Genomic DNA, 23100 nt, shown 5'->3' on the forward strand with positions numbered 1-23100 from the left:
GCCATGTCTCCATTTGACCTAAAAAGCTCAAGCACGACCGCGGGCACGGCCTTAGTGAACTGGTGGCGCGCCGTGTCCCTGGAAGCATTGTGCGTGGCCCTTCTCTGGTTGGTCGGCCTCTGGCTGCTACACGTTCCGCTTTTTCCCGTATGGGCGCTCATCGGCGGACTGATGGCCTTTGTCCCTAATTTTGGTGGCGTCATCGCCCTGCTGGGCCCTGTATTAAGCATCCTGTTCAGTGTCAGTGGCCGGGACATGGAGCGGCTGGGCTTTCTTCTCGGGCTTTATGCCATCATTATCTTTGTAGATCAAATCTTGATCCAGCCAGCGCTGATGAAGCGCACAGCCCGTGTTCCCGTCTGGGCATCCATCCTTGCACCCATTGTGCTGGGAATCGTGATCCCTTTCTGGGGAGTATTGCTGGCGCCTCCGCTGCTGGCCGTCATTTATGCCTTCCGCAGACCCCCGAATGCGGCACAGGAGCGTGGAACCGCCATGCAAAGATGAAAAACAAATTCTGAAGAAGTTCCGCAACTCGCATTTTCGAGTTGCGTCTGAAGTGTTATGAAACAACTTACGCGTGTGCGCTGCCTCTGCTGCGGTTATAAGACTCTGGCCAGACCAGATTCGAATGGACTTTGCCCTGTCTGCTGGTGGCAGGACGACGGACAGGATGACAACGATGCTGACACCGTGCGCGGCACAGTCAATGGTGAGCTGAGCCTTACTGAAGCGAGAAAGAACTTTCAGCTCTATGGCGCGGCCCATCCGCAATTTGTTCCACACGTGAGGACACCCGAGCCAGGCGAAATCTGATCCGGTCGCGCCGACCTGCGCTGCATCAGAAGATTCACGTCTCAGCCAGGAGCTCGATACAATCAGTTTGCATGTCCCTGCAGCAAATAATTTCTGATCGTCTGCAACATCTTTATGACCAGATCGGGGCGGCCTGCCGCCGCGCCGGCCGCGATCCTGACACGGTACAGTTGATGGCGGTCTCCAAAACACATCCTGCCGAGGCCATGGCTGCGGCCTATGCGGCGGGCATTCGGATTTTTGGAGAAAACAGGGTGCAGGAGTTTCAACAGAAATCCTCTGATTTAAAAGCTTTCGGCATCAACATCGCCGGAACCAGGAAGGACGGAGGCGACCAGGCAGAAGTCCATTTGATTGGCCATCTACAGTCCAACAAAGCGGCAAGGGCCGTGGAAGTTTTCTCTGCTGTGGACACGGTAGACTCGCTTCGGATTGCCCAGCGGCTGAATGAGGCCGCTGCCAGACTCCACAGACAGGTCCCGATACTGCTTGAAATCAAGCTCAGTGAAGAACCTACCAAGACCGGCCTGCTTCCCCATTCGCGCGAACTGGCAGATCTGCTGGAACGACTGCCAGCAATGGACCATCTGACGCTGCATGGCCTGATGACGGTCGCCCCGCTGGATGGAAACCCCGACACGGCACGTCGCTGCTTTCGAAACCTGCGGCAGTTGCGCGATGCGTGGGCCGCGCAGTATCCACAACTTGACTTCAGCCAGCTTTCCATGGGTATGTCGGGAGACTTTGAGATTGCGATTGAAGAAGGATCCACGATGGTCCGTATCGGCTCCGCCATCTTTGGGCAGAGACAAGGACCAGTCAAGCTATCCGCTTAGCTTCATCAGGACCCGGGCCGAGGTAAGCTTGCGCTCCAGGTGCCGCTCCAGTGCCTGCACGGCAAATCGACGTAAATCAACCCCGCACGCCGAAGACCAGTTCTCCTGAGTGAATGCGGCCAGAGGACGATGGAAAATGCGGACGGCCATGGCCTGTGACGGAGCAGATAACACCGAACTCGCCAGCCTTTTGTGCTGCGCACACACCAGACCATCAGCTTGCGCATGCCAGTATGCCGGCCGCCCGACGAAGGGCTCGCCCCCGACTGTGCAGTGCAGAATGTCGGGCATCCACCCCATCAGGCGCAACATCCAGAGTGCAAAATACGTCACCGGCATCCAGACATTTGTTGTGGTTGTGTGCTCCAGAACAGAATGCACGAGTCGAAAAACAGCATCCTGCGGGTCGTAATCGGGCAGGCACTCTTCAAGCACCTCGGAATAGAAAGCCAGTGCGGCGGCACGAGTGTAGTCTACTGCTCTGGAAAGAGGAGATGTGATAATCTCGCACGAATCCAGCCGGACCAGTTCCTGCCTGGGCCGAATCGCGTAATTGGCCACGACGCAGGTCATTGGCTCCAGTGCCCCGCCAAAGCGGCGACGGCTTTTGCTGGCCGCTTTAGCGATGCCCTTTATCTTTCCGTGTCCGCGGGTAAAAAGAGAGACGATAAGGTCGGCCTCATGCACTGGCCACGTGCGAAGAACGACGGCTTCCTGCTGATGAACCATTGACTCATAGTGAGGATACTATTGTCTGCGGCCGTAAAGCCCGGTCAGACTCCCTTCTGCCAGAACATGCCCCTTCATCGCCTGTTCTAAATCTTTTCTGGTCGCACCATCGGGCAATTCAATCTGCCGGTCCAATGCATAAACATGAAAAAGGTAGTGGTGCGCCCGACCAGGCGGAGGACACGGCCCTCCGTACCCGGTCTTGTCAAAATCATTTCTTCCTTGCCTCGCTCCTTGGGAAACAGTTTCTTGTGACAACAGCCGGACCTGCGCGGGCAGATGAAATACGATCCAGTGGGTAAATGTTCCTCCGGGAGCGTCCGGGTCTTCCATGATGAGCGCCAGGCCCAGGGTTTTGGAAGGGACATCTGCTATGGAGATCTGCGGAGGAAGATTCTCTCCATCGCAGGTAAATTTCTGCGGAATCGCACCATGGTCAGGAAAATCCTGGCTGACCACAGTCAATCCAGCACTGGCCGAAGTGTGCATGGCAACCCAAAGCATAATTATTGTCCATGGGAGCCGTAGACGGGTGTGAATGCCGGCGAACATGCTTGCCTCTCATTCTCTTTCGAAACGAGCTGCTGCTTCACGAAGCTGAGGACCTCATCATTCAGGTAAGAGGGAGCCTGCACAACGAAGTTCGGGATGCCTTTACGTGGAAGGCATCCGGGAAATGGCTCGCTTGCGCCGCCTGGAAATAGCACAGCGTCTGCGAGTTGGAAAAACCGCTGCGCAGAGGACTTTATGTCTGGCGTCTTCGGGTCCATGATGGCCAGAGCAAGGTCCGGCTGGATGAACTCCAGAATACGATTGGATTCAACGATGGCATTCCTTGCTTCCTCAAGCAAGCTCCGGACCATCGGCATGCCTTGAGCGAGCGTACCTTCGGGCGCGCAGACCAGCCATGCTCGCACCGCCCCGGCAGCCAGATAACGGGCAGTATCCGGGCGGCCGCCGCGTTGCTGCTCTTCTACGATCTGGAACCGGGTGGCAGGACCCCCGCAATGCGCATGAGAGGTAATTTTCAAGGCCGTCCAACCATAACCGGCCAGATGCGAAATCAAGCCGGTAACCAAGGCAGTCTTGCCCACATTTCGAGCATTTCCGCCAACTACGATGATGGCCATGACCTTATTTCTCCCGGGCCAGACGTGCCAGTACCGCAAGCTCTTTCAGATATTCTCTGATGGGGCGTGCCGGTGTTCCCCAGAAGACGACCCCCGGACCACGGAGCTTTTTGCGTGAGGGGATGCCAGACTGCGCCCCGAGAATCACCTGTTCGCCAATCTCCACATGGTCCGCAATCCCAACCTGACCACCGACAATTGCGCCGTCGCCAAGGGTGCTGCTGCCGGAAACTCCAGTTTGCGCCGCAATGACTACATTCTTGCCGATTCGGACATTGTGTCCCACGTGGACCAGATTATCGAGTTTGACGCCACGCAAAATACGGGTCTCCTCCAGGGCCCCCCGATCGATCGTGGTATTTGCCCCAATCTCAACATCATCTTCCACCACGAGCGTCCCTTGTTGCGGAAACTGGAGATATTCGCCGGTCTCCATGTCCCGCACATAACCAAATCCATCTGCACCCAGAACTGCTCCCGCATGCACAACAACGCGGTTTCCCAGTGTTACTCCGGGATAGAAAACTACGCGCGGATAAATCCTGCATTCTTCTCCGATTCGCACGCCCTTTCCAATCACCGCGCCCGCACCGATCCTTGTCCCTGCTCCTACCTGCACCCCCTCCTCCAGCACTGCATAGGCACCTACAGAGACATTTCGACCGCACCGCACCCCAGCAGCAAGAATGGCTGTCGGATGGACCTCTGGTCCCTCTTCCTGCCGTTGCAACAGACGCGCCGCCCGGGCAAAACCGAGCCGGGGTTGCCGTAAAACAAGGAGAGGCTTTTTCCCACTGGCTTTCTCCGCCAGCTCTGCTGTCACCAACACGGCCGCACATGAGGATTCGAGTGCTTGACGCAGCGCAGCCTCGTCTTCTGCAAACACCAGGGCATCCGGTGACGCTGATTTTGTGCTGGAAACGCGCAGCACATCTGCATCGCTGCTGCCGCGGACTTCTGCGCCAAGGGAAATGGCAATTTCTTCCAGTTTCATAGAATTCATCCCACCCAGACTGGCTCAGGCTCCAGCCGGATTCCAAACTTCTGCTCTACGGCCGCAACGATGCGGTCCCGTAACGCAATGATTTCTCCTGCAGAAGCTCCATTGCGATTGATGAGGGCCAGCGAGTGCCGGCTTGAGATGCCGGCGCGTCCGTGCACATGACCTTTATGGAAGCCAGTTTGTTCCAGCAACCATGCTGCCGGTATTTTGATTTGCCCTCCCTCCGTGGGATAACCCGGTACATTTGCGCCACCCGTTTGGACCACGATCTGCTCAAAATGGTCCGGCGTGATTATGGGGTTTTTGAAAAAGCTGCCGGCGCTTTTCGCGTCTGGCTCTCCGGCAACCAGCAACATTCCTTTCCTGTGCCGGATCTCGCGCACGGCCGCGCTGACCTGTCCCAGGGAAGGCATGGTCGTCCAATCCTCAAAGTATTGCTTTAAGTCTTTATAGGAAACTGTTGGATATCCGTCAGGTATTAAGTCATATTCCACGCGGGTGACGATATAGCGGCCTCGGGCCTGGGTGTTGAAGATGCTGCGGCGATAACCAAAATGGCAGTCATCCCGGCCTAGGGCCACAAACCGGTTTTGTTCACAATCAAAGGCCCGAACGCAACGGATGGTACTGGAAACTTCTTGTCCGTAAGCGCCTACATTCTGCACTGGCGTTCCTCCTACACTTCCCGGAATTCCGGCAAGGCATTCCACGCCTGCATAGTTCTGTGAGACCGCAGTGGTTACAAAGGCGTCCCATTCTTCTCCGGCAGCAACGGAAAAATTCCTGCCGTTTTGTTCGATTCCTTTAAGCAAAATATGCAGGATAAGACCGGGAAATCCCTCGTCGCTTACCAGCAGATTGCTCCCTCCGCCCAACACAAAAAGCGGGGTGGCATGTTCCCGGGCAAACCGGACTGCCTCTACAACCTCGTCTTCGTGATGGGCTTCCACAAACCAACGCGCCGGACCGCCAATCCCAAAGGTCGTGTATGGGGCCAGAGGAACGTTTTCAAGGACACGCATCAGCTTCAAGATACCAGTAGAATAAAAAGAGTGCCGGACAAACCCGGTATGGAGGAAAAAACGTGTATCCGGAAATCATGGTCATTCCCATGCGCGAGGAGCTGACCCGCGCTGGCATCAAGGAAACCCGCACTCCAGAGGAAGTGGACGCCGCGCTGGCAAGGCCGGGCACCACCATGGTGGTCGTCAATTCAATCTGTGGTTGTGCCGCAGGCAAAATGCGCCCAGGAGTGAGACTGGCTCTGCAGAATTCCGTTGTTCCTGACCAGTCCATCACTGTATTTGCCGGACAGGACCGTGAGGCAACAGAACGCGCACGCTCTTATTTTGAAGGAAATCCTCCCACGTCGCCTGCGATCGCCATTCTGCGTGATGGCAAATTAGTTTATCTGATGCAGCGCTTCATGATTGAAAATAATACGGCGCAAGGCATCGCCGAGGAGCTTGCCCGCGCCTTCAACGAGTTCTGCGCCAAGGCGACAGCATAAGGCGCCAGCAGGGCCGCTGTTATTGCGGCGTAATGATCCCTCCTACGGGCGTCCGCTGGGGCAGAGTCTTCACCTCATTCCGGCGGATGCCCATTGCATCAGCGATCAGGTCCACATATTTCAAACCAGACCCCGTATTAAAAATCACAACGCGGTCGTCAGGACGCAAAAAACCAGTTTCTATCAGGAAATCATAGGCAGCTGTTGCGGCCGCTCCTTCGGGTGAAAGCAGCAGACCCTCATGCCGGGACCAGTCCAGCAAAGAGGCAAGGATCTTTTCATCGGGAAGGTCTACAACTGTACCCCCCGAGGACCGGACAATGTCCAGGATCATGAAGTCACCGTAGGGTTTCGGCACGCGAAGACCGGAAGCAAAAGTTGAAGCGTTTTCAAACATTTGTGATGTTTTTGCGCCCTGTTGGAATGCACGGGAGACCGGGGCACATCCGCTGGCCTGGACAGCAATCATTTCCGGGCGCTTGCCGCGCACCCAGCCAAGCTGCTCCATCTCTTCAAAGGCCTTCCACATGCCGATAAGCCCGACCCCGCCGCCCGTGGGATAAAAAACAGCGTCCGGATAGGTCCAGCCAAGCTGTTCTACCAGCTCGTATCCCATGGTTTTTTTGCCTTCAACGCGGAATGGCTCCTTGAGTGTAGAAACATCGAACCAACCCTCCTTTTCCTTGCGTTCCTGGACGATTCGAGCACAGTCAGAGATAAGGCCGTCCACCAGAGTCACATTGGCTCCGTAGGCGACGCCCTCCAGATAGTTGGCCAAAGGTACATCTTTGGGCATGAAAATGTGTGCCTCGATACCAGCCGCTGCAGCGTAAGCTGCCAGAGCTCCGGCGGCGTTTCCGGCCGAAGGGGCAGCCAGCTTCTTTAATCCGTAATGACGGGCCATCGAAACAGCCATCGCCATACCGCGGGCCTTGAAAGTCCCGGTTGGATTGGTCGCTTCTTCCTTAAGATACAGATGTGCAAATCGGCGGCTCCGCAGGATCGGGGTCCAGCCTTCACCCAGAGTTACCGGATCGACGTCTGGAAGGACACTGGCATAACGCCACATGCTTTGGTTTCCGCCCTCGACTGGACGAACGGCCGTCTTTTGCAAGGCTGATATGTCATAGCGAACATAAAGCGGTCCGGCGCAGGAAGGGCAGACTGTCTTGTAGCTGTCTGCGGACACCTGATTTCGGCAACGGGAGCATTCGAAGCATGTAATAGATGCCATAATCTCAGCGTAACAACACCCGGCCTGTAAACTATCCACAATGGCCGATTTTCCTCACCAGGTTGCCCCTCCCATCAAACTGATTGCAATTGATATTGATGGCACATTACTGCCATCCTCGGGAACCGCGATCAGTGAGCGGAACAGGCAGGCCCTGCGTCATGCAGAAAGTGCGGGCCTGGAAATCGTGATCGCTACCGGAAGACGCCAGGCTTACGCCACCCCATTGCTGGCACCGCTGGGGTTGAAGCCGGAAACGGTCCTGATTACTTCGAACGGCTCCGTGACCCGTACTTTGTCCGGAGAACGCCTTGAGCATGCATGGCTTCCGATAGAAACAGCGCGTGATCTTTGTGGAGTTTTACGGCAGTTTGGCGGGACTACCGTTTTTACCTTTGACCGTAATGGAAAGGGGGAGCTCGTCCTGGAGTCGCTGGTCCAATTGCATTCACGCATTGCGGCCTGGGTAGAGGCCAACCTTCCCTGGATCGAAGAAGTGCGGCCGCTGGAGGATGCCTTTGCGACGGGAGAAGCTCCTGTACAGGGAATGGTGTGCGGCACAGTGGAAGAGATGAACAAAGTGCAGCAATGGCTGGCTTCCAGCGCTTATGCAAAACGAATTGAGCTGCATCAGACACAATATCCTGCACGCAACCTGAGCATCCTGGACATTCTCCCTCCCGGCTGCTCGAAGGGAGTGGCCCTGAAGAAACTGGCTGACTCCCGTGGGATAAAAAGAGAAGAGATCATGGCCATCGGTGATAACCTGAATGACCTTGAAATGCTGGAGTGTTCGGGAAATCCAGTGCTGATGGCCAATGCCTCGCCTTCTCTGCTCGCAATCGGGAAGGAGCGGGGATGGGACATCGCCCCCGCGAATGACGATGACGGAGTGGCGGTCATCCTGGAACGGATACTTTGTCATACAAGCGTGGTAAAGTGAGCCTCATACAGCCTATGAATCGTCTGTGGCAAACCAGCGGACACGCTTCCGGCGGATTCCATGATCTGCGATCGCAGCATGGCGCCCTCAGGTTTCACCGAAAACTGGCCAGCGCTGGGCTGTTGCTCCTGTGCTTCTGTTTTCATGCTTACGCCGCCGAACGCATCGCACTGAAAAATGGTTTTGACCTGTTCTGCGACCACCGTGAGTCGAATGGGGACCGCGTCCGTCTTTATCTCGATTCGGGAAATACCAATTTTATCGACGTGGACACTTCCGAGATTGTGGGCATAGAGCATGTCGATCTTCCTGGGCCTGGCCCATCTCCCCAGGCAAATCCTGCTGGGCCCACATCGGAAGATATGCATCAGATTTTGGCCCGCGCGGGAAAACAACATGACCTGGATGTAGACCTGCTGGCCAGCATCATCCATGCAGAAAGCGGTGGAAATCTGCATGCAGTCAGCCGTGCCGGCGCGCGGGGCCTGATGCAGCTTATGCCAAAAACGGCCGCGGCGCTCGGCGTAAGTGACAGTTTTGCAGCGGACCAAAATATCAACGGTGGGACCGCGTATCTCGACGCTCTGCTGAAAAAGTATCACGATGACCTGGCACTCGCCCTGGCCGCTTATAACGCTGGCCCCGCGGCGGTAGACCACTGGCATGGGATTCCTCCCTACCGGGAAACCCGACTTTATGTGGCGCGAATCATTCATGAATTTAACCGGAGATATGCAGAGCGCATGTCTGCCGGCAAGCAGACTGCAAGTCTGACCAACAGCGCCACAAAGAATACTTTCTGAAAACGAAGGACGCTCTTTGACCAAAAAGAACTGGATCCTCTGGCTTGTCATTCTGGCTGTACTTACGGTTTTCACGCTTTGGGCGCGGCAGCGCATCCATTTTCAATGGAAAGTTTTTTTTGAGCAGCTCAGACTGGCCGACTGGAAACGTATCAGCATGGGCATTGGCCTGATCTGGGCCGCCTATGGCTTGCGCGCCCTGCGCTGGTCTATTTTTTTGCGGCCAACGCGACGCATTTCTCCTTTTACTCTGGTAGGCCCCATGGTCATTGGGTTCACAGGAGTGGCCATTTTCGGCAGGCTTGCTGACCTTGTGCGTCCGTATCTGGTATCCAGGAGAACTCAGATTCCGTTGAGCGCCCAGATTGCGGTTTATACCGTAGAACGCATGTTTGATATGGGTTCTATGGCATTGATCTTTTCCACTGTCCTTCTGTTTTCTTCAGACCGTCAGGCGTTGCCGCGACCAGACCTCATCAATAAGGCAGCCCTGGGCGGACTCCTTGTGGCCCTTTTCCTTGCTTTCTTTACCGGCTTTGTCCGCGCATCAGGACAAAGCATAGGCCGTCTGCTGGGAAAGTCCATCGGAACACTTTCGCAAAATCTTGGGCGGCAAATCGAAGAGAAGGTCCTGAATTTTCGCGACGGGCTGAATGCCATCGGCTCAATGGCTGATCTGATGCTTGTCATTGGCATCTCCTTGGTCCACTGGGGCATGATTGCGCTGGCTTATCTGGAAACAGCGCGGGCCTTTGTTGCCGATCCGGTCCTCTCGCACCTGCGCCTTTCTCAGTGCATGTTGCTGATGGCCGCAAGCATGGGCAGCTCTCTGATTACACTGCCGGTCCTGGGCTGGTTTACGCAGATCGGTCTTACCACAGCAGCCATGCAGGCCTTTTTTAAGGTGTCGTGGGAGCCAGCGCTGGGATGCGGCTCGGTTCTGCTGCTGGTGACATTCCTTAGCGTCATCCCGCTGGGGTTGATTTGGGCCCACTTTGACCATATCTCCTTGCGGAAGGTAGCGCATGAAAGCGAAGAAGCGGCGGAAAAGGCACCCCTGCACCCATCCACATCCTGAATTTCCAAAGGGAACGTGAGACTGGCACTTGGCATCTCAGAAGATATGACGATGAAAACAAGGTCCGTACTCAAAGGTGCTGTTGCCGGATTGGTGGGTGGGCTGGCAGGAGCTGGCGCAAAAGCCCTGGCGGAGCACCTCTTTCCTCCGCGCTCCAAGGGCCAGCCCTCACCTCCCGTCGTGCTTGCCGAGCAGGTGGCAGGGCACCCGCTGCCGAAGCAGAAACAACGAGCTGCGATGCAAGGCATCCACTGGGGCTTTGGGGCCTTGGCCGGAGCTATTTATGGAGCAATCAGTGAATTTGAACCGTCCGTGACCGCATGGCGAGGCGCCGCCTTCGGCCTTACACTCAACAAATTGACCCACGAATCTCTGCTGCCGCGAATGGGACTCGCGGCCCCTCCCGAACTTCAAGCCTCCAGGGAACGCGCCAGCGAGTGGACCACGCATGCAATTTATGGTGTTGTCACGGATACCGTAAGACGCGCGGTGCGGCATTCTCTTTAAACGTTCTGGACCACCAGCCATCCGGGCTTCATGGCAAAAAACGGACAGGAATATCGCACCCGGAAAGTCCATCTGAACGCCCGGGTGGAGTCTCCACAGGTTATGTGATATCGAAAGCTACTGGACCTCCAGCCTTGCTTTTTCTGTCTCGGAATGTTGCACACCAACTCTCAAGTGGGAAGCACGCGCCCTGAGAAGCCCAGAGGAAATCCGCAACCCGGCTTGGAGTAAACTTCAGGCTCCATCTGCGGGACAAAATAGCCCTAAGCCAAAATGGCACCCAAACCCCAGCGCGATGGGTCCATCTACTGGCTCGGGAAAGCGGATGCGCCAGAAACTCCCCCGACGGTCTGGTTGCATAAGACCACGCTTTTCACGGTGTCGGCGGAAATCAAGAGGCCGACGCAGCTGATTTCCAACCGGAATCTCTTTTAAGGAAGTCAGTTGTATCGGTTCGGGCAATCCCCGCATAGCGCATTCTCGCCTGATCTGTGCTGCGACATCGAAGCCGCGTTTCACGTGCCACGGATGCAGATACGGCGTAACCGATTCCCACTCGCTCACTTTGGCCAACAAATTTCCCCCGGCTTCCGCCTCACCGATGTTTTCAAGCACGACTTGCCATTCACCGCCGTCATGGCTCCAGATGCGCTTGAGTCTTTCAGCGATTTGCCGCGTCTCCAGATCCATGCGATCAGGAAGATAGAGGATGAGATGGTCGATGCGTCCATCGTTGTTCTGATCCCAAGGCAGATAAAAGGCATGGCGATGACGATTCTCATTTGGCAATCCGTGCCCTGAGATGAATGCGGGAATCGCACCTTCACCCAATAACCGCTTGGCTTCGCTCATAACGGCACGTCGAAATAATTCGCCAATGCGAACAGTCTCCTCCACGCGTGGCAGAGGCTTCCCAATCAAGAGATAGCGGGCCGTCGTTGCCGTACGAGATGTTGCCGGTTGAGGCTTACGTCGTGGACGAAGCGCTTCGGCAGGGCGGCGATAGAATTGTTTGCGCGCGGCTGGGGGCTGGCTCCAGCCCTGAGTACGCAGAGTGGAGGTTTCTACTGACAAAGCATCCAGCAAATTTTCTGGTAACGTCTTGGCGAGCCTCTTCGCTTTTTTGTTGTCTTTATCGGCCAGAAAGCTGTTGCGGAAGCTGTCATAATCTTCTGGCCTCAACGGAGCAAGCAGCGTGACCCTCTCTTCCACTGATTCGCTGTCAGACGGCTCGATTTCAGGACGACAGTTCGGCTGAAATCTGCCCTCAAATCGGACGGCTTCAATCCACGACTCAGCACGTCCCAGATATCCCATGACGGCAAGCAGGTCGTCCAGCAAAGCAAGCTGCTCCGGGCACAAATCTAGCCCCGGCCAAGCCATAATCAGAGGCTCCTTGCGGCAGACCGATGCAAAAGCGTCGAAGACCAGCGATGTTTCGCCCGACTTCCATTGCGGCATGTAGTGCCGCGTATGGCTATGGCTCGCAGCTGGCAGAGAGTATTCAGGAAGAGACTGCGAAAGCGCTTCGATCAGGCCGCGCAGCGTAGACTCCTCATGTCTGCCGAGAGGCTTGACCTTATGGTGCCAGGTAGCAATGAGGGCGCGCAGCACACGCCAGGGCTCCGGAGGCCAGACGATTGCCCCTTCGTTGACGTGCCGGTCCCAAGGCGTCGCATGGTAGCGTCCAGCGGGAAAGGTGAATGCGATCGCCAGCATGGTCTATTCCCTTTGGTCGTCGCCGCTGGCGTTAGCCGTACCAGATGTGGAGTTGCTAGTATCTTTGTTGGATTTGCCAGCGCTGCTGTAAATTACCGTTGTGACTTCAAAGCCTGCGTCAGCCTTGGCCTTTTCAATCAGACCAGGAAGTGCGCTTTTGAGCGCATCCCAGGAGGGAAGTTCAAAGCCCGTCGGGCGTTTCACCTCGATCGACTTGCATTCGAGATCGCATGCCGTCCGCAAACGCAGTCCCTCTTCGAGAAAACCTCGAATCTTAAAGAGCGCCAGTCCCACAAGCAGCTCATATACAGGTTGAGAAAATCCATAGCCGCGTAGTTGGGCCAGATCAAGATTGAAGAACGCACCGATATCGGATGAGACAAATTCGTCGCGGGCAAACGGGACGTTTCCAAATCCCTTTGAAGTATCGCCCGAGGGGTTTACTCCATCATTCTTTACGCCACCGCTGGCGGCCGTATTGACTTTACTCGCTTCGATAAAACCTGAGAGAGCACGAGGAAGACGCAGACGACCACCGGCAAGCTCTTTCTTCGCCAGGAAAACGCCATGCAGTAAAGCATTGATGTCGAGCTTTAACAGAATGGACGCTAGCTTGCGCAGGTCAACCAAACCCTCTTCCATATTGGCCAATTCGCTCTTCAGGCGGTTGAAGACAGTCTTGTCTCTCCCTTCAAGAATGTAGGGCGAATTGATGCGATGGGCTTCCAGCACCGAGTTGGTGAGTGGCTTGCCATCCTTATCTTTGACCTTAATGACAGACAGGCCTTGCAACGGTTGGACCCAGTCATCAGCGACCTTGTCCCAACAAACTTCCTCCATGCGGTTGGCCATACTTTGCGCAGACTCAACCAACAACATCGCTGTTCCATCTGGTCCTTCGTATTGTGCTGCGCCGATTTCCGGGAAGCCCGTTGGTTGGAAGCGTGTCCCCTGCAGCGGTTGCAGCTTTGCCTCCAGCAGCAGACGAGGAGCGTTGTTCAACGTGGAAAGATCAAGGCTCATGGCAGTTTCCTTTCAAAGTTCGACAATGTTATGCCGCCGGATTTCCAGCCGCATCATGGATCTTCTTCAGCACGCTCCCCGCAAGCTTGCCATACGCGCCGTAACGCAACGGAATGAGCAGCGCAGCAGCTACGCGTTGCGCAGAGATGCCATCGAGTGCAGGCAAAGCGTCCTGCGTAAAAACCGGCTCCATGCCAGCAATGCGGAGTCGCCGCCATGCTGCAAGCACCATGCGATCGGGCTTATGTTCGGAGGCAAGTTGCGTAAGAACCCCCGGGGGCACAGGAAGGTGCACATCTGGTTGAAGCACTCCCAGACTGCGCAAAATCGAGTTGGGCGTAAAGCATAGCTTCAGCAGAGCAAAGGCCGCGGGAACCGTTCCGTTCGATCTGCGGTCGTCGTCTTCCGGTACCTTGCACAGGCTCAGGCCCGGCAGGAGTGCAGCAATCTTCCGGTCCATGCTGTCGTCTTCAAGAAAGGCTGCAACGTCCTCAAGCGTAGCGCCAGAGGCACTTTGCAGCGGTTTATCATTCATCTCAAGTTTTTCAGCCAGCCAGAGTCTGCGCTCAAGCAGATGGCGCAGCTGATTCGGGAGGCTTCCAGCCATGCCCATGCAAAGCCGCACTCCATCGTAAAGGTCTTTTCCACGCTTCCGGTCACCCTCGGTATCTTCTTTCCACCGCGGCGAGCAGGGATGCACGGGAAAAATCTGGGCCATGATTGGCAGTCGGATCTCCTGGGTTCCTCGCAAACCGGCCAATGCACAAGCAATGCGGAAGGCCGGCGTATGGTCATTGGCTTGTTGTATCCACCGCTTAGAAAGTAGCGGGATTGGATTGACATTTTCTCTTGCCTTGCTGCTGCTGGCCAGCGCAGATTGAATTTCTCCAAGCAATGTCAGGATGGCCTGGGTTTCTGCAGGAGTAGATTCTTTGCCGGAGAACTTGAAAAAAATGTCCTCCAGATCATGGCACAAGGTATGAAAGCGCTTTGCGATCTCATCGCTTTGTGCGAACTTACGAAATTCTTCCAGCCAGTGATTCTGGTCGAGTTCATCGAGCAGGTTCGTACGAGGCTTATCAGTCACTTCGACGCGCGTAAGAGGAGTAGCAAGATGCGCGTCACCATTTCGCTTTAGAAACGCATAGCGTTGAAAGCTACGGATACCCCGATAACCACCTAAATGGTGGATGGCGCGGATGAAATCAAGCGCGTTCCGCGCCGGCTTCCTGCCAAGTACTACACGACCTTCAGAAAGCAGAGCACGGACCTCTGGATAACTCGCATATTGGCTCCATAATGGCATCCAAAGTTCGCCGCGCGCATTGGCTTTATCGCCTTCACCCAGGCCGCCGAATCCCGCTCCAACGGCCGTCACAGTAAATGGGTAACTCAGAGCGCCATAGGGATCATCCTCATGGCGGCGAACAGCGGCAGCAGCGAAGAGTAAAGCGCCTTCAATCATGAGTACAAAGTCCCATGGATTGATGACAGCCTCGGCCTTGAAACCAGTCGTGGCATTGGGGCCACCGGCCTGTCCAGGTGAAAACTGGCCGATCTTGCTGTTGATCAGACCTGCGGCGGGCTCTCCAAACAGTGACATCCGAAGCCAGTTACGCGACTCCGCCTCAGCGCTCTTACCGTCCAAACAAAGTACATCCACAAGGCGCTGCATAAAGTTATTGGTAAAGTCCAGCCGGCCGTCATTGCCCCCTGTACCGAGCAGAGGGGGATATTGCGGCGTGTCGCCTGTGAGAAAAACCGCCGCATCCAACCAATCGATGGCCTCGTCGGGGAGAAGCCCACGCATCTGGACAAGAAGAAAAACCTTTTCTTCACCCTTGGGACTGGCGCTTCGGTCCATGCCTGTAAGGGCTTCTTCGACCATACCCAAGCAGTTGCGATAAGTGTCAAGCCTGGCGTCATCGCTTTTAAGAATTATGTTGAGCGCATATTTATTATCTTTTTCATAGAACCCACTGCCGCCATTCCACGGTGCCATGACCGGCGTTGGCTGATATTCGTGCAGAAAGAACTGCTCCATCTGCTCACACGTCAGCGGTGTTCGCAGCCAAAGGGATTCGTTTCTCCAAGCTGCCTTGGTTTCTGGATATTTTCCGGAGAGCAATCGCAAGACTCCAAGCGCTTTAAGATAGCTGGCCAACGGCGTTGGCGAACACCCACCAAGAACTATCTCGTTCATGCGCCCTCCTGCGACACGGCATTTTCTTCTTCATCAGAGGCCCGCCAGTCCGCCAGACGCACCAGCGTTTCCAGCCATGCAAGCTTGAAAGGGCCATGGTCATCAAGTAGACCCAGCGTGCGCGCCGTCCATGACGGGCCCTGTTCACCTTCGCCCAACTCCATCAAAGCAAGCCTGAGCGCAATTTGATTACTGTGCTCGCCATGAAAATCCAGGGCCTGAAGCTCATCGCCCTCCCAGATGCCGCGCGCGAAGCGTCTGCCATCGGGCGCCGGATCTTCCGTTGGCATGGCGCGCAGACTCATGCGTACTTTGCCGTGGTGCGCCGCTATGAGATAGGCGATGAGGTCGGCGTCCTGCTCGCCATCATGCTGCGCCAGCCACGCAAGCGCGGAGGCCAATTCGTGACGGAAGACCTTTCGATTGCGTTCATCCTCGAGGCGCCAGTTATACCTCGGTGACTTTGCGAGTGGAAGATCGTCATCGGCCAGACCACAGCGCGTCTTATATACGATATGGGCCTTGCCCACATCATGCCAGAGTGCCGCACGGCGCAATGCATCCGCATGTGTGGTCTCATCAAGCGCATTGCATAGTTGCATGATGTGATCGGCTGCATGACCGAGATGATCGACCAACGCGACTGGGTGCTTTTGCCTGGAGAGATCATCTTCACTGTAAGCATCAAGCTCGGCGTCCGCAGTATTGACCGGCGGCACAGGATCTTTAGAATTTGCATCAAACCCTATTTCCTCGATGTAACCCCCGTCGGAGGCTCTCAACAACAGCACCATGCCGGAACGCGGCCAACGGTCAAGCTTGACCCATCGGTCATCCAGCGGATCCCAATACCAAGCACCCCGTTTTTGCAGGTCCTTGGCCTGTCCCATGGAAATGGGACACAGCTCATCGCGGGCGGGGCCGCCCTGCGGCTTTGGCTCATTGGGATTGTCTTCAAAATCACGCCAGAAGACCTGTACTCCCGGCGGGTCACTGTCCCGGATGTAATCCGACACATCCACATCGAAGCCGGAAAGATCGGGGTCGGTATTGAAGAGGTCGAGAAAGTCTTTTTGGCGCAGCGTGGCCGTCAGTGGCCTGTCCTCATCGCTCTCCCTCAGATCGCTTGGGCTCGCGCTGGTCAATTTCTCCATGTATTGGCGCGCTGTGACCAGCTGACCGCTGTCATAGGGCCTTGACGCTTCCTCGTCGTCCTCTATGTCGATCCAGAAAATTTTTGCTCCTTCGGGGTTATGCTCGCCGTAGCGATTGCAGCGTCCGAACCGCTGCACGAGCGAAGACCATGGAGCAAGTTCAGTAATCAGCACCTTTGACGTAATATCCACTCCAGCTTCGATGGCCTGAGTTGCAACGATAATGCGGTTCCTTTCGGAGTTGGAATCGCTCAGGCGCTTGTTCTGCTTCCTGCGGTCCGCTGCGCGAAAGCGCGCATGGACAAGAAGGTCCTCTTGCTCTGGCCGCGCCTTGCGCAGCAGGCAGAACAAGCGTTGCGCGCGATCGACCCGGTTCAGAATGACGAGGGTCTGACTGTCTTCAGCATGAGCTTTCAACACCTCTTCGCACAACGCCTTCAGGTAGGCATCCCGGCCATCTTTTTTGCCAGCATTTTTTCCAAGAATGATGGGGAGCTTTTTCACGGCCTTGACGGAGTTGAGCCGCCTTTCCACCTCGGCCTGCTGCTGGTCATCCTCTTCAAGGCCCAGTGTTTTCAAGCCTTCCACATACGGCTTCAAGTCAACCGTATCCATCCACTTCTTGTTCAGCGTAGCGGAAACCCACAGCGAGCGGCTGTTTTTAGCCAGAGGAAAGCGCCGGCGAAAAGCTTCCAGCTGCGCGGAGGTGGAAAGTCCCGCCCCCATCAGTTGTACCTCGTCAAAGACCCACATGCTGTCGTTATGCAGCAAAGCAAATGGGACTGGCCACTGATAGCGGCTCATTCCGTATCCACGCATCAGGGCACGAGAAAGCAGCATGTCCTGTGTGCCAATCAGAATGAGGTCTTTTTCCGGGAAATAGGTCCATTGATCGTCGTTGGATCCCCCCATCAGAACATGGACCGACACCCTATCTCTTTCATAGGTCTGACCACAAATGTCCAGGTTACGCAGCCACGCCTGGATGTTCTCCTCTGCTTGCTCCACCAGTACGCGCATGGGTAAACACCATATCAACCGGCTTGGGGTGGAAGCGTCTCTGACCTCAGATCGCTTGCCCGAACGCCAACCACGCTTCCATAGCCATGCCAGTGTGACCGCTGCAGTCTTACCCATGCCAGTCGGCACGCTCAGCAGGTCTGGCCATGGCTGCTCAGCAAGACGGGCTTGATAATCGAAGGGCGAAGATAAACGCGTGGCCTCTGAAAAAAATCTTCTGTAGTCCATGCCAGCAACCAAAGCACATCGAAAGACTTCTGTTCGTCAACAATGCATTTCAACTTCATTGCCATCGCTCTTTTCTCACTCGCGATGGTCTCCCTAGAATCACGCCATCAAACAGCAGGTATTTGATAGGAAGCAAAATAGCATCCACTTTTAAAAAACACAAGGACCTTAGGTAACGGATTGCCGCCATACTGCGTGGATCCAGTCATGGTTCCAGATCGATGAACAGCATCCCTCTTGCACCCATCCGAATGGCCTGAAAAGCAGACGAATCGCGGCGCGCACCAGAATCCATGATCTGTCCCCCGGCAGTCAGAATAAAGCCATTAAACATTATGTAACAACAACTGCTACAGACATCTTGGATTGTCATTTTCGAGTGCCTTACCCTGCAAATCCCGTATTATGATGCTCGTTGTTAATTTCTGGCAAGAGGTGGTCGTGATGCGTCACTCCTACCTTGTCTGTTATGACATCTCCGACGACAAACGCCTGCGCAAAGTTTTTAAAATCATGCGTGGCTTTGGGGACCATCTGCAATTCTCTGTCTTTGAATGCCAGTTCACCCCCGCAGACCTGGTGCGCTGCCGTGAGGCCCTCCGGGCCGTCATCCATCATGAAGCCGATCAGGTGCTATTCGTCAACCTCGGACCCGCAGAAGGTCGGGGCGAACGCGTCATTACTGCTCTCGGCAGGCCCTACACCAACATGGACAGTCCCTGCATTGTTGTCTGACTCTATCGCAAAAGGAGCCGATGCATGTCAACACAGCCTCTCCATCAGGACAAAGATCTCATTCATCACCTCCGCCTTCGGCCCCCCAACGCCCTGCCTGATCTTCTGCCCGCCCGAATGTTGAATGAGTTTGCTTATTGTCCGCGCCTCTTTTTCTACGAGTGGGTCGAAGGCGTCTTTGAACACAACGTCGAAACCCTGGAAGGACAGGCCATCCATTCTCGTGTGGACTCCACACCTGGCAGCCTTCCCGCCCCGGAAGACCTTCCGCAGGAAACCATCCATTCCCGCTCCATCACCCTTTCCAGCGATCGCGCTGGTCTCATCGCAAAGCTCGACCTTATCGAAGGTGACAACGGTGTTGTCTGCCCGGTGGACTACAAAAGGGGCCGCCCGCGCGAAGTCGACGCCCTGCCTGCGCCCTGGCCTTCGGACCGCATCCAGATCGCCGCCCAGGCCATCGTCCTGCGCGACAATGGCTACTCCTGCAAAGAAGGCATTCTTTACTATGCCAGCACCAGGCAACGCGTGCGCATCGTCATAGACGATGCTCTGCTCGCTGAAGCTGAAGAGCTGCTGGTCCAGGCCAGAAGCATTGCTTTACAAGATCAGCCTCCACCCCCACTGGTGGACAGCCCCAAATGTCCCCGCTGCTCGTTAGTTGGAATCTGCCTTCCAGATGAAACCAACGCACTTCAGACGCGTGCTCTACGCTTTGAAGCAGCTCGCCCCATGCAGATGTCCTTGTTTGCCCTCGAACCGGATGCTTCTCCTGCACCGGTACGGCAGCTGCTCCCCGCCCGCGACGACCTCCGCCCTCTGTATCTCAACTCCCAGGGCTTCCGTGTCGGTAAGTCCGGAGAAGTCCTGCAAATCAAAGATGGAGACACCTTAAAGCAAGAGGTCCGCCTGCGTGAAATCTCACAGATCAATCTCTTCGGCAACGTTCAACTCTCTACTCAGGCCATCCAGTCCTTCTGTGCTGCGGAAATCCCTGTCTGTTACTTCTCTCAAGGAGGCTGGTTCTATGGCATCACTCGCGGTCTCAATGCTCGGAATGTATTTTTACGATATCGCCAGTTTGCCTGTGCCGAACACCAATGGATCACGCTGCGCCTGTCGCGCGCACTGGTCGCCGGCAAAATCCGCAACCAGCGCACCATGCTGCAACGCAACCACATCGAGCCACCGCAGATGGCCCTCCGGCAGCTCAAGCAACTTGCAGGAAAGGCTGAAGCAGCCAGGGACCTCGAGGAGCTCCTCGGTATCGAAGGCTCTGCTGCCCGCGTTTACTTTGGGGAATTTGCGGGAATGTTGAAGGCCCCTGCCGAAGGCAGCACGGCGCATCATGGCGCGTCTCTCGATTTCCGCTTTGACTTTACGCAGCGCAATCGCCGCCCACCCCGCGATCCCGTCAACGCGCTGCTTTCGCTGGCCTATAGCCTACTGGTCAAAGACCTCACCGTCACTTGCTATGCTCTCGGATTCGACCCGTACTGGGGCTTCTATCATCAGCCTCGGTTTGGCCGTCCCGCCCTGGCACTGGACCTCATGGAACCTTTCCGCCCTCTCATCGCAGACTCCGTCGTATTGACCGCCATTAACACCGGCATGGTCACACCGTCTGACTTCATCCGCTCCGGCCCGGCGGTAGCGCTCAAACCTGGCGGACGAAAAAGCCTCTTCCGTGCTTATGAGCTGCGCATGGATGGTCTTGTCACCCATCCCTTGTTCGACTATCGTGTCAGTTATCGTCGGCTTTTAGAGATCCAAGCTCGCTTACTGGCCCGCTTCCTCAATGGAGAACTGGATGACTATCCCGTCTTCATTACCCACTGACCTTGCTGCGAGCGGTACCGTGATGCGCCAATGCCGGCCACCGCTCGCAGTCTTCAACCCCAAGAAAACTGTGGACTTGACGCTACCCTCTGGCTTGATATGCTGGAGCTTGCAGCCTCCAGGTGGCAACCTCTCGCAAAGAGGATCGCAGGTCCTTGAAAATAGACCACGTCTGGATGGAGCCCTTTCCGCAGTGGAAACACTGCGGCCTCATTGAAGCTTTATCCTGCGCCTTGTCGTCAGTGGCACAAACCACACTTTCCGCAGTGGAAACACTGCGGCCTCATTGAAGCAAATGAATTGCTGAAACTTGCTCTTAAGCGCTCCAACTTTCCGCAGTGGAAACACTGCGGCCTCATTGAAGCACTGCGCAACCTCTTCCTTCGCCGCGACTACCTGCCTTTCCGCAGTGGAAACACTGCGGCCTCATTGAAGCTTGTGGCCGAAAGATTCTGTCCGTAGATATTCCCGCCTTTCCGCAGTGGAAACACTGCGGCCTCATTGAAGCTCAATATCGCATCCGGCAAAGCAGCGCAGAAACACCCTTTCCGCAGTGGAAACACTGCGGCCTCATTGAAGCTGTGCCAGCTCAGCAAAACACCATCCCGCAACTGCTCTTTCCGCAGTGGAAACACTGCGGCCTCATTGAAGCTATTCGGCAGGGTTCACAACTGTTTTCGGACAGGCGGCCTTTCCGCAGTGGAAACACTGCGGCCTCATTGAAGCCAGCCCCTGCGGATGCCTCTCCTGCCGCAGCTGCACCTTTCCGCAGTGGAAACACTGCGGCCTCATTGAAGCTATCCCGGCGATTGGTTAAAGGATCCGAACCTTCGCCCTTTCCGCAGTGGAAACACTGCGGCCTCATTGAAGCTTGCCAGTCAACTCTAACATTGGCAATGCACCTGTGCCTTTCCGCAGTGGAAACACTGCGGCCTCATTGAAGCTCTCTTCAGGAGTAGTAGAGAGCTTGTCTCGGGCGCTTTCCGCAGTGGAAACACTGCGGCCTCATTGAAGCCACGTGTGCATGCGAAGATCGCGGACGCTCGCAGGGCTTTCCGCAGTGGAAACACTGCGGCCTCATTGAAGCTCCGCAAGATTGCCTAGTTGTTCCTGTTTTCAAGCCTTTCCGCAGTGGAAACACTGCGGCCTCATTGAAGCTGTTCGGCAAACTGGACAAGTATATGATCCGGCGCGCTTTCCGCAGTGGAAACACTGCGGCCTCATTGAAGCTGATGGAGTCAGGACCAGCACTCACAACAGGCTTGCTTTCCGCAGTGGAAACACTGCGGCCTCATTGAAGCGATTGTTGATGTCAGCTATGCGCTGGGTGCGTTCGACTTTCCGCAGTGGAAACACTGCGGCCTCATTGAAGCATGAAGCATGGGCCGAAGAATATTGGATGCCCATCAATCTTTCCGCAGTGGAAACACTGCGGCCTCATTGAAGCCAGCATCATGGCTTCAGGCTGCCTGACATTTTCGAGCTTTCCGCAGTGGAAACACTGCGGCCTCATTGAAGCAACTGGTTTTGCTGGCGTGCACTCTGTGCCGCCTGTCTTTCCGCAGTGGAAACACTGCGGCCTCATTGAAGCCTGTTGACCGGAATTCCATTTGCCAGTCTCAGAGCTCTTTCCGCAGTGGAAACACTGCGGCCTCATTGAAGCTTGTGCTGGCAGGCCATGAGATTGACTCGATCGTCCTTTCCGCAGTGGAAACACTGCGGCCTCATTGAAGCCCGAGCGATACGTCACTTTCGGTAACCTGCGTGCCTTCCTTTCCGCAGTGGAAACACTGCGGCCTCATTGAAGCGACTGGCAACAATGTAAAGATCAACGCTGACACAACATCTTTCCGCAGTGGAAACACTGCGGCCTCATTGAAGCTTCGTAAGCCGCGTCATGGTTTCAGTCCCTAAGCAGCTTTCCGCAGTGGAAACACTGCGGCCTCATTGAAGCTGACGGTAACATTTCCTTTCGTCAAAAGCGTCCTGGCTTTCCGCAGTGGAAACACTGCGGCCTCATTGAAGCCGTCGTTAACTTCAGCTTGTGCAGGCCAAAAGAGATCCTTTCCGCAGTGGAAACACTGCGGCCTCATTGAAGCTCTGAGGAATACAACTGGGTTCGCTGCGATGCGTGCCTTTCCGCAGTGGAAACACTGCGGCCTCATTGAAGCCGTGCTTGCACGGCTCGCCTTATTCACGTCTCCTACCATCTTTCCGCAGTGGAAACACTGCGGCCTCATTGAAGCTCCCTAATGTGTAGGACTGGTCTGTGACCGACAGCGCTTTCCGCAGTGGAAACACTGCGGCCTCATTGAAGCAGGCGGGAGAGGATGTCAACGGGGGTCATCAATGCTTTCCGCAGTGGAAACACTGCGGCCTCATTGAAGCCCAGCACGCCCAGCAGCGCCGTGCCCACTGCGATGATGCTTTCCGCAGTGGAAACACTGCGGCCTCATTGAAGCGTACCTACGTACAGCACAATAACTTCATGGGCAGCCTTTCCGCAGTGGAAACACTGCGGCCTCATTGAAGCTGATGAAGGCCCTGCGCGATGCCGGGGGACACCAGCTTTCCGCAGTGGAAACACTGC

At 55.6% G+C, this 23100-nt stretch carries 20 protein-coding genes and 1 CRISPR repeat array; of the genes, 10 read left to right on the top strand and 10 right to left on the bottom strand.

Going from position 1 to position 23100, the window contains the following annotated elements; translation table 11 throughout:
- The first annotated feature begins 3 nt into the window (after positions 1 to 3).
- The 3 genes from N655_RS19535 (at position 4) to N655_RS0116325 (ending at position 1652) form a co-directional block, all read left to right on the top strand.
- Positions 4 to 507 carry an AI-2E family transporter gene (locus N655_RS19535; protein ID WP_044934933.1) on the top strand — a complete coding sequence of 168 codons (504 nt, stop codon included), beginning with the start codon at positions 4 to 6 and terminating at the stop codon, positions 505 to 507.
- 57 nt (positions 508 to 564) lie between these two features.
- Complete coding sequence (locus N655_RS0116320; RefSeq protein ID WP_026443842.1) at positions 565 to 816, top strand: CPCC family cysteine-rich protein; 252 nt, start codon at positions 565 to 567, stop codon at positions 814 to 816.
- A gap of 71 nt (positions 817 to 887) precedes the next feature.
- Complete coding sequence (locus N655_RS0116325) at positions 888 to 1652, top strand: YggS family pyridoxal phosphate-dependent enzyme (protein ID WP_026443843.1); 765 nt, start codon at positions 888 to 890, stop codon at positions 1650 to 1652.
- On the opposite strand, the gene recO is transcribed toward N655_RS0116325, so the two are convergent.
- From recO to N655_RS0116350, 5 genes are read right to left on the bottom strand one after another with little or no spacing between them, the layout of a single operon-like run.
- Positions 1641 to 2381, bottom strand: a complete 741-nt coding sequence (gene recO, locus N655_RS0116330; protein ID WP_026443844.1) for a DNA repair protein RecO — start codon at positions 2379 to 2381, stop codon at positions 1641 to 1643. The two genes, N655_RS0116325 and recO, sit on opposite strands and share 12 nt — an antisense overlap.
- An 18-nt stretch (positions 2382 to 2399) precedes the next feature.
- Positions 2400 to 2885: a YbhB/YbcL family Raf kinase inhibitor-like protein gene (locus N655_RS0116335; RefSeq protein WP_202900349.1), complete on the bottom strand. Its 486-nt coding sequence runs from the start codon at positions 2883 to 2885 to the stop codon at positions 2400 to 2402.
- Positions 2886 to 2887: 2 nt separating this feature from the next.
- Positions 2888 to 3511 carry a P-loop NTPase family protein gene (locus N655_RS19540; protein ID WP_044934934.1) on the bottom strand — a complete coding sequence of 208 codons (624 nt, stop codon included), beginning with the start codon at positions 3509 to 3511 and terminating at the stop codon, positions 2888 to 2890.
- Positions 3512 to 3515: 4 nt separating this feature from the next.
- Positions 3516 to 4505, bottom strand: a complete 990-nt coding sequence (gene lpxD / locus N655_RS0116345; RefSeq protein ID WP_026443846.1) for a UDP-3-O-(3-hydroxymyristoyl)glucosamine N-acyltransferase — start codon at positions 4503 to 4505, stop codon at positions 3516 to 3518.
- A 5-nt stretch (positions 4506 to 4510) separates the two neighbouring features.
- A complete protein-coding gene (locus N655_RS0116350) occupies positions 4511 to 5536 on the bottom strand; it encodes a UDP-N-acetylmuramate dehydrogenase (protein WP_026443847.1) in 1026 nt (341 codons plus the stop codon).
- Between the two features lie 62 nt (positions 5537 to 5598).
- Between N655_RS0116350 and N655_RS0116355 the strand changes: the two genes are divergently transcribed.
- On the top strand, positions 5599 to 6024 hold the full coding sequence (locus tag N655_RS0116355; protein WP_026443848.1) for a BrxA/BrxB family bacilliredoxin: 426 nt from the start codon (positions 5599 to 5601) through the stop codon (positions 6022 to 6024).
- Between the two features lie 19 nt (positions 6025 to 6043).
- Here N655_RS0116355 and N655_RS0116360 read toward each other — a convergent pair whose 3' ends face one another.
- Complete coding sequence (locus N655_RS0116360) at positions 6044 to 7258, bottom strand: threonine synthase (RefSeq protein WP_026443849.1); 1215 nt, start codon at positions 7256 to 7258, stop codon at positions 6044 to 6046.
- A gap of 40 nt (positions 7259 to 7298) precedes the next feature.
- Here N655_RS0116360 and N655_RS0116365 point away from each other — a divergent pair, with 40 nt between their 5' ends.
- From N655_RS0116365 to N655_RS0116380, 4 genes are read left to right on the top strand one after another with little or no spacing between them, the layout of a single operon-like run.
- Positions 7299 to 8201: a Cof-type HAD-IIB family hydrolase gene (locus tag N655_RS0116365; RefSeq protein WP_026443850.1), complete on the top strand. Its 903-nt coding sequence runs from the start codon at positions 7299 to 7301 to the stop codon at positions 8199 to 8201.
- Between the two features lie 14 nt (positions 8202 to 8215).
- Positions 8216 to 9004 (top strand): lytic transglycosylase domain-containing protein, encoded by a 789-nt coding sequence (locus N655_RS19545; protein ID WP_081823845.1) that lies wholly within the window; start codon positions 8216 to 8218, stop codon positions 9002 to 9004.
- A 16-nt stretch (positions 9005 to 9020) separates the two neighbouring features.
- Positions 9021 to 10082: a lysylphosphatidylglycerol synthase transmembrane domain-containing protein gene (locus tag N655_RS0116375; protein WP_026443851.1), complete on the top strand. Its 1062-nt coding sequence runs from the start codon at positions 9021 to 9023 to the stop codon at positions 10080 to 10082.
- Between the two features lie 51 nt (positions 10083 to 10133).
- Positions 10134 to 10589: a DUF1440 domain-containing protein gene (locus tag N655_RS0116380; RefSeq protein ID WP_238324807.1), complete on the top strand. Its 456-nt coding sequence runs from the start codon at positions 10134 to 10136 to the stop codon at positions 10587 to 10589.
- Positions 10590 to 10823: 234 nt separating this feature from the next.
- Here N655_RS0116380 and csb2 read toward each other — a convergent pair whose 3' ends face one another.
- The 4 genes from csb2 to cas3g are packed head-to-tail and all read right to left on the bottom strand — an operon-like array spanning position 10824 to position 17936.
- Positions 10824 to 12308: a type I-G CRISPR-associated protein Csb2 gene (gene csb2, locus N655_RS0116385; RefSeq protein WP_026443853.1), complete on the bottom strand. Its 1485-nt coding sequence runs from the start codon at positions 12306 to 12308 to the stop codon at positions 10824 to 10826.
- 3 nt (positions 12309 to 12311) lie between these two features.
- Positions 12312 to 13331 (bottom strand): type I-G CRISPR-associated RAMP protein Csb1/Cas7g, encoded by a 1020-nt coding sequence (cas7g, locus tag N655_RS19550; protein ID WP_044934936.1) that lies wholly within the window; start codon positions 13329 to 13331, stop codon positions 12312 to 12314.
- A 28-nt stretch (positions 13332 to 13359) separates the two neighbouring features.
- A complete protein-coding gene (gene cas8g1 / locus N655_RS0116395; RefSeq protein WP_026443854.1) occupies positions 13360 to 15534 on the bottom strand; it encodes a type I-G CRISPR-associated protein Cas8g1/Csx17 in 2175 nt (724 codons plus the stop codon).
- Entirely contained in the window at positions 15531 to 17936 is a 2406-nt protein-coding gene (gene cas3g, locus N655_RS0116400; protein WP_026443855.1) for a type I-G CRISPR-associated helicase/endonuclease Cas3g, read from the bottom strand. Before cas3g ends, cas8g1 begins: the two co-directional genes overlap by 4 nt.
- Before the next feature lie 405 nt (positions 17937 to 18341).
- Here cas3g and cas2 point away from each other — a divergent pair, with 405 nt between their 5' ends.
- The gene (gene cas2, locus N655_RS0116410; RefSeq protein ID WP_202900350.1) at positions 18342 to 18671 is read left to right on the top strand and encodes a CRISPR-associated endonuclease Cas2; all 330 of its coding nucleotides are present in this window, start codon (positions 18342 to 18344) and stop codon (positions 18669 to 18671) included.
- 24 nt (positions 18672 to 18695) lie between these two features.
- Positions 18696 to 20510, top strand: a complete 1815-nt coding sequence (locus N655_RS0116415; RefSeq protein ID WP_026443857.1) for a CRISPR-associated endonuclease Cas4/Cas1 — start codon at positions 18696 to 18698, stop codon at positions 20508 to 20510.
- Positions 20511 to 20694: 184 nt separating this feature from the next.
- Positions 20695 to 23043: a CRISPR direct-repeat array (repeat unit 36 nt; unit sequence CTTTCCGCAGTGGAAACACTGCGGCCTCATTGAAGC).
- Positions 23044 to 23100 lie beyond the last annotated feature (57 nt).

Origin of the sequence: Pseudacidobacterium ailaaui, from assembly GCF_000688455.1 — a bacterium.
GTDB classification, from domain to species: Bacteria; Acidobacteriota; Terriglobia; order Terriglobales; family Acidobacteriaceae; genus Pseudacidobacterium; species Pseudacidobacterium ailaaui.

What these genes read in the sequence shown, in the direction of transcription:
- N655_RS19535 (WP_044934933.1), top strand. Translation starts at nt 4, where the DNA reads ATGTCTCCATTTGACCTAAAAAGCTCAAGCACGACCGCGGGCACGGCC.
- N655_RS0116320 (WP_026443842.1), top strand. Translation starts at nt 565, where the DNA reads ATGAAACAACTTACGCGTGTGCGCTGCCTCTGCTGCGGTTATAAGACT.
- N655_RS0116325 (WP_026443843.1), top strand. Translation starts at nt 888, where the DNA reads ATGTCCCTGCAGCAAATAATTTCTGATCGTCTGCAACATCTTTATGAC.
- recO (WP_026443844.1), bottom strand. Translation starts at nt 2,381, where the DNA reads ATGGTTCATCAGCAGGAAGCCGTCGTTCTTCGCACGTGGCCAGTGCAT.
- N655_RS0116335 (WP_202900349.1), bottom strand. Translation starts at nt 2,885, where the DNA reads ATGCTTTGGGTTGCCATGCACACTTCGGCCAGTGCTGGATTGACTGTG.
- N655_RS19540 (WP_044934934.1), bottom strand. Translation starts at nt 3,511, where the DNA reads ATGGCCATCATCGTAGTTGGCGGAAATGCTCGAAATGTGGGCAAGACT.
- lpxD (WP_026443846.1), bottom strand. Translation starts at nt 4,505, where the DNA reads ATGAAACTGGAAGAAATTGCCATTTCCCTTGGCGCAGAAGTCCGCGGC.
- N655_RS0116350 (WP_026443847.1), bottom strand. Translation starts at nt 5,536, where the DNA reads ATGCGTGTCCTTGAAAACGTTCCTCTGGCCCCATACACGACCTTTGGG.
- N655_RS0116360 (WP_026443849.1), bottom strand. Translation starts at nt 7,258, where the DNA reads ATGGCATCTATTACATGCTTCGAATGCTCCCGTTGCCGAAATCAGGTG.
- N655_RS0116365 (WP_026443850.1), top strand. Translation starts at nt 7,299, where the DNA reads ATGGCCGATTTTCCTCACCAGGTTGCCCCTCCCATCAAACTGATTGCA.
- N655_RS19545 (WP_081823845.1), top strand. Translation starts at nt 8,216, where the DNA reads ATGAATCGTCTGTGGCAAACCAGCGGACACGCTTCCGGCGGATTCCAT.
- N655_RS0116380 (WP_238324807.1), top strand. Translation starts at nt 10,134, where the DNA reads ATGAAAACAAGGTCCGTACTCAAAGGTGCTGTTGCCGGATTGGTGGGT.
- csb2 (WP_026443853.1), bottom strand. Translation starts at nt 12,308, where the DNA reads ATGCTGGCGATCGCATTCACCTTTCCCGCTGGACGCTACCATGCGACG.
- cas7g (WP_044934936.1), bottom strand. Translation starts at nt 13,331, where the DNA reads ATGAGCCTTGATCTTTCCACGTTGAACAACGCTCCTCGTCTGCTGCTG.
- cas8g1 (WP_026443854.1), bottom strand. Translation starts at nt 15,534, where the DNA reads ATGAACGAGATAGTTCTTGGTGGGTGTTCGCCAACGCCGTTGGCCAGC.
- cas3g (WP_026443855.1), bottom strand. Translation starts at nt 17,936, where the DNA reads ATGGACTACAGAAGATTTTTTTCAGAGGCCACGCGTTTATCTTCGCCC.
- cas2 (WP_202900350.1), top strand. Translation starts at nt 18,342, where the DNA reads ATGATGCTCGTTGTTAATTTCTGGCAAGAGGTGGTCGTGATGCGTCAC.
- N655_RS0116415 (WP_026443857.1), top strand. Translation starts at nt 18,696, where the DNA reads ATGTCAACACAGCCTCTCCATCAGGACAAAGATCTCATTCATCACCTC.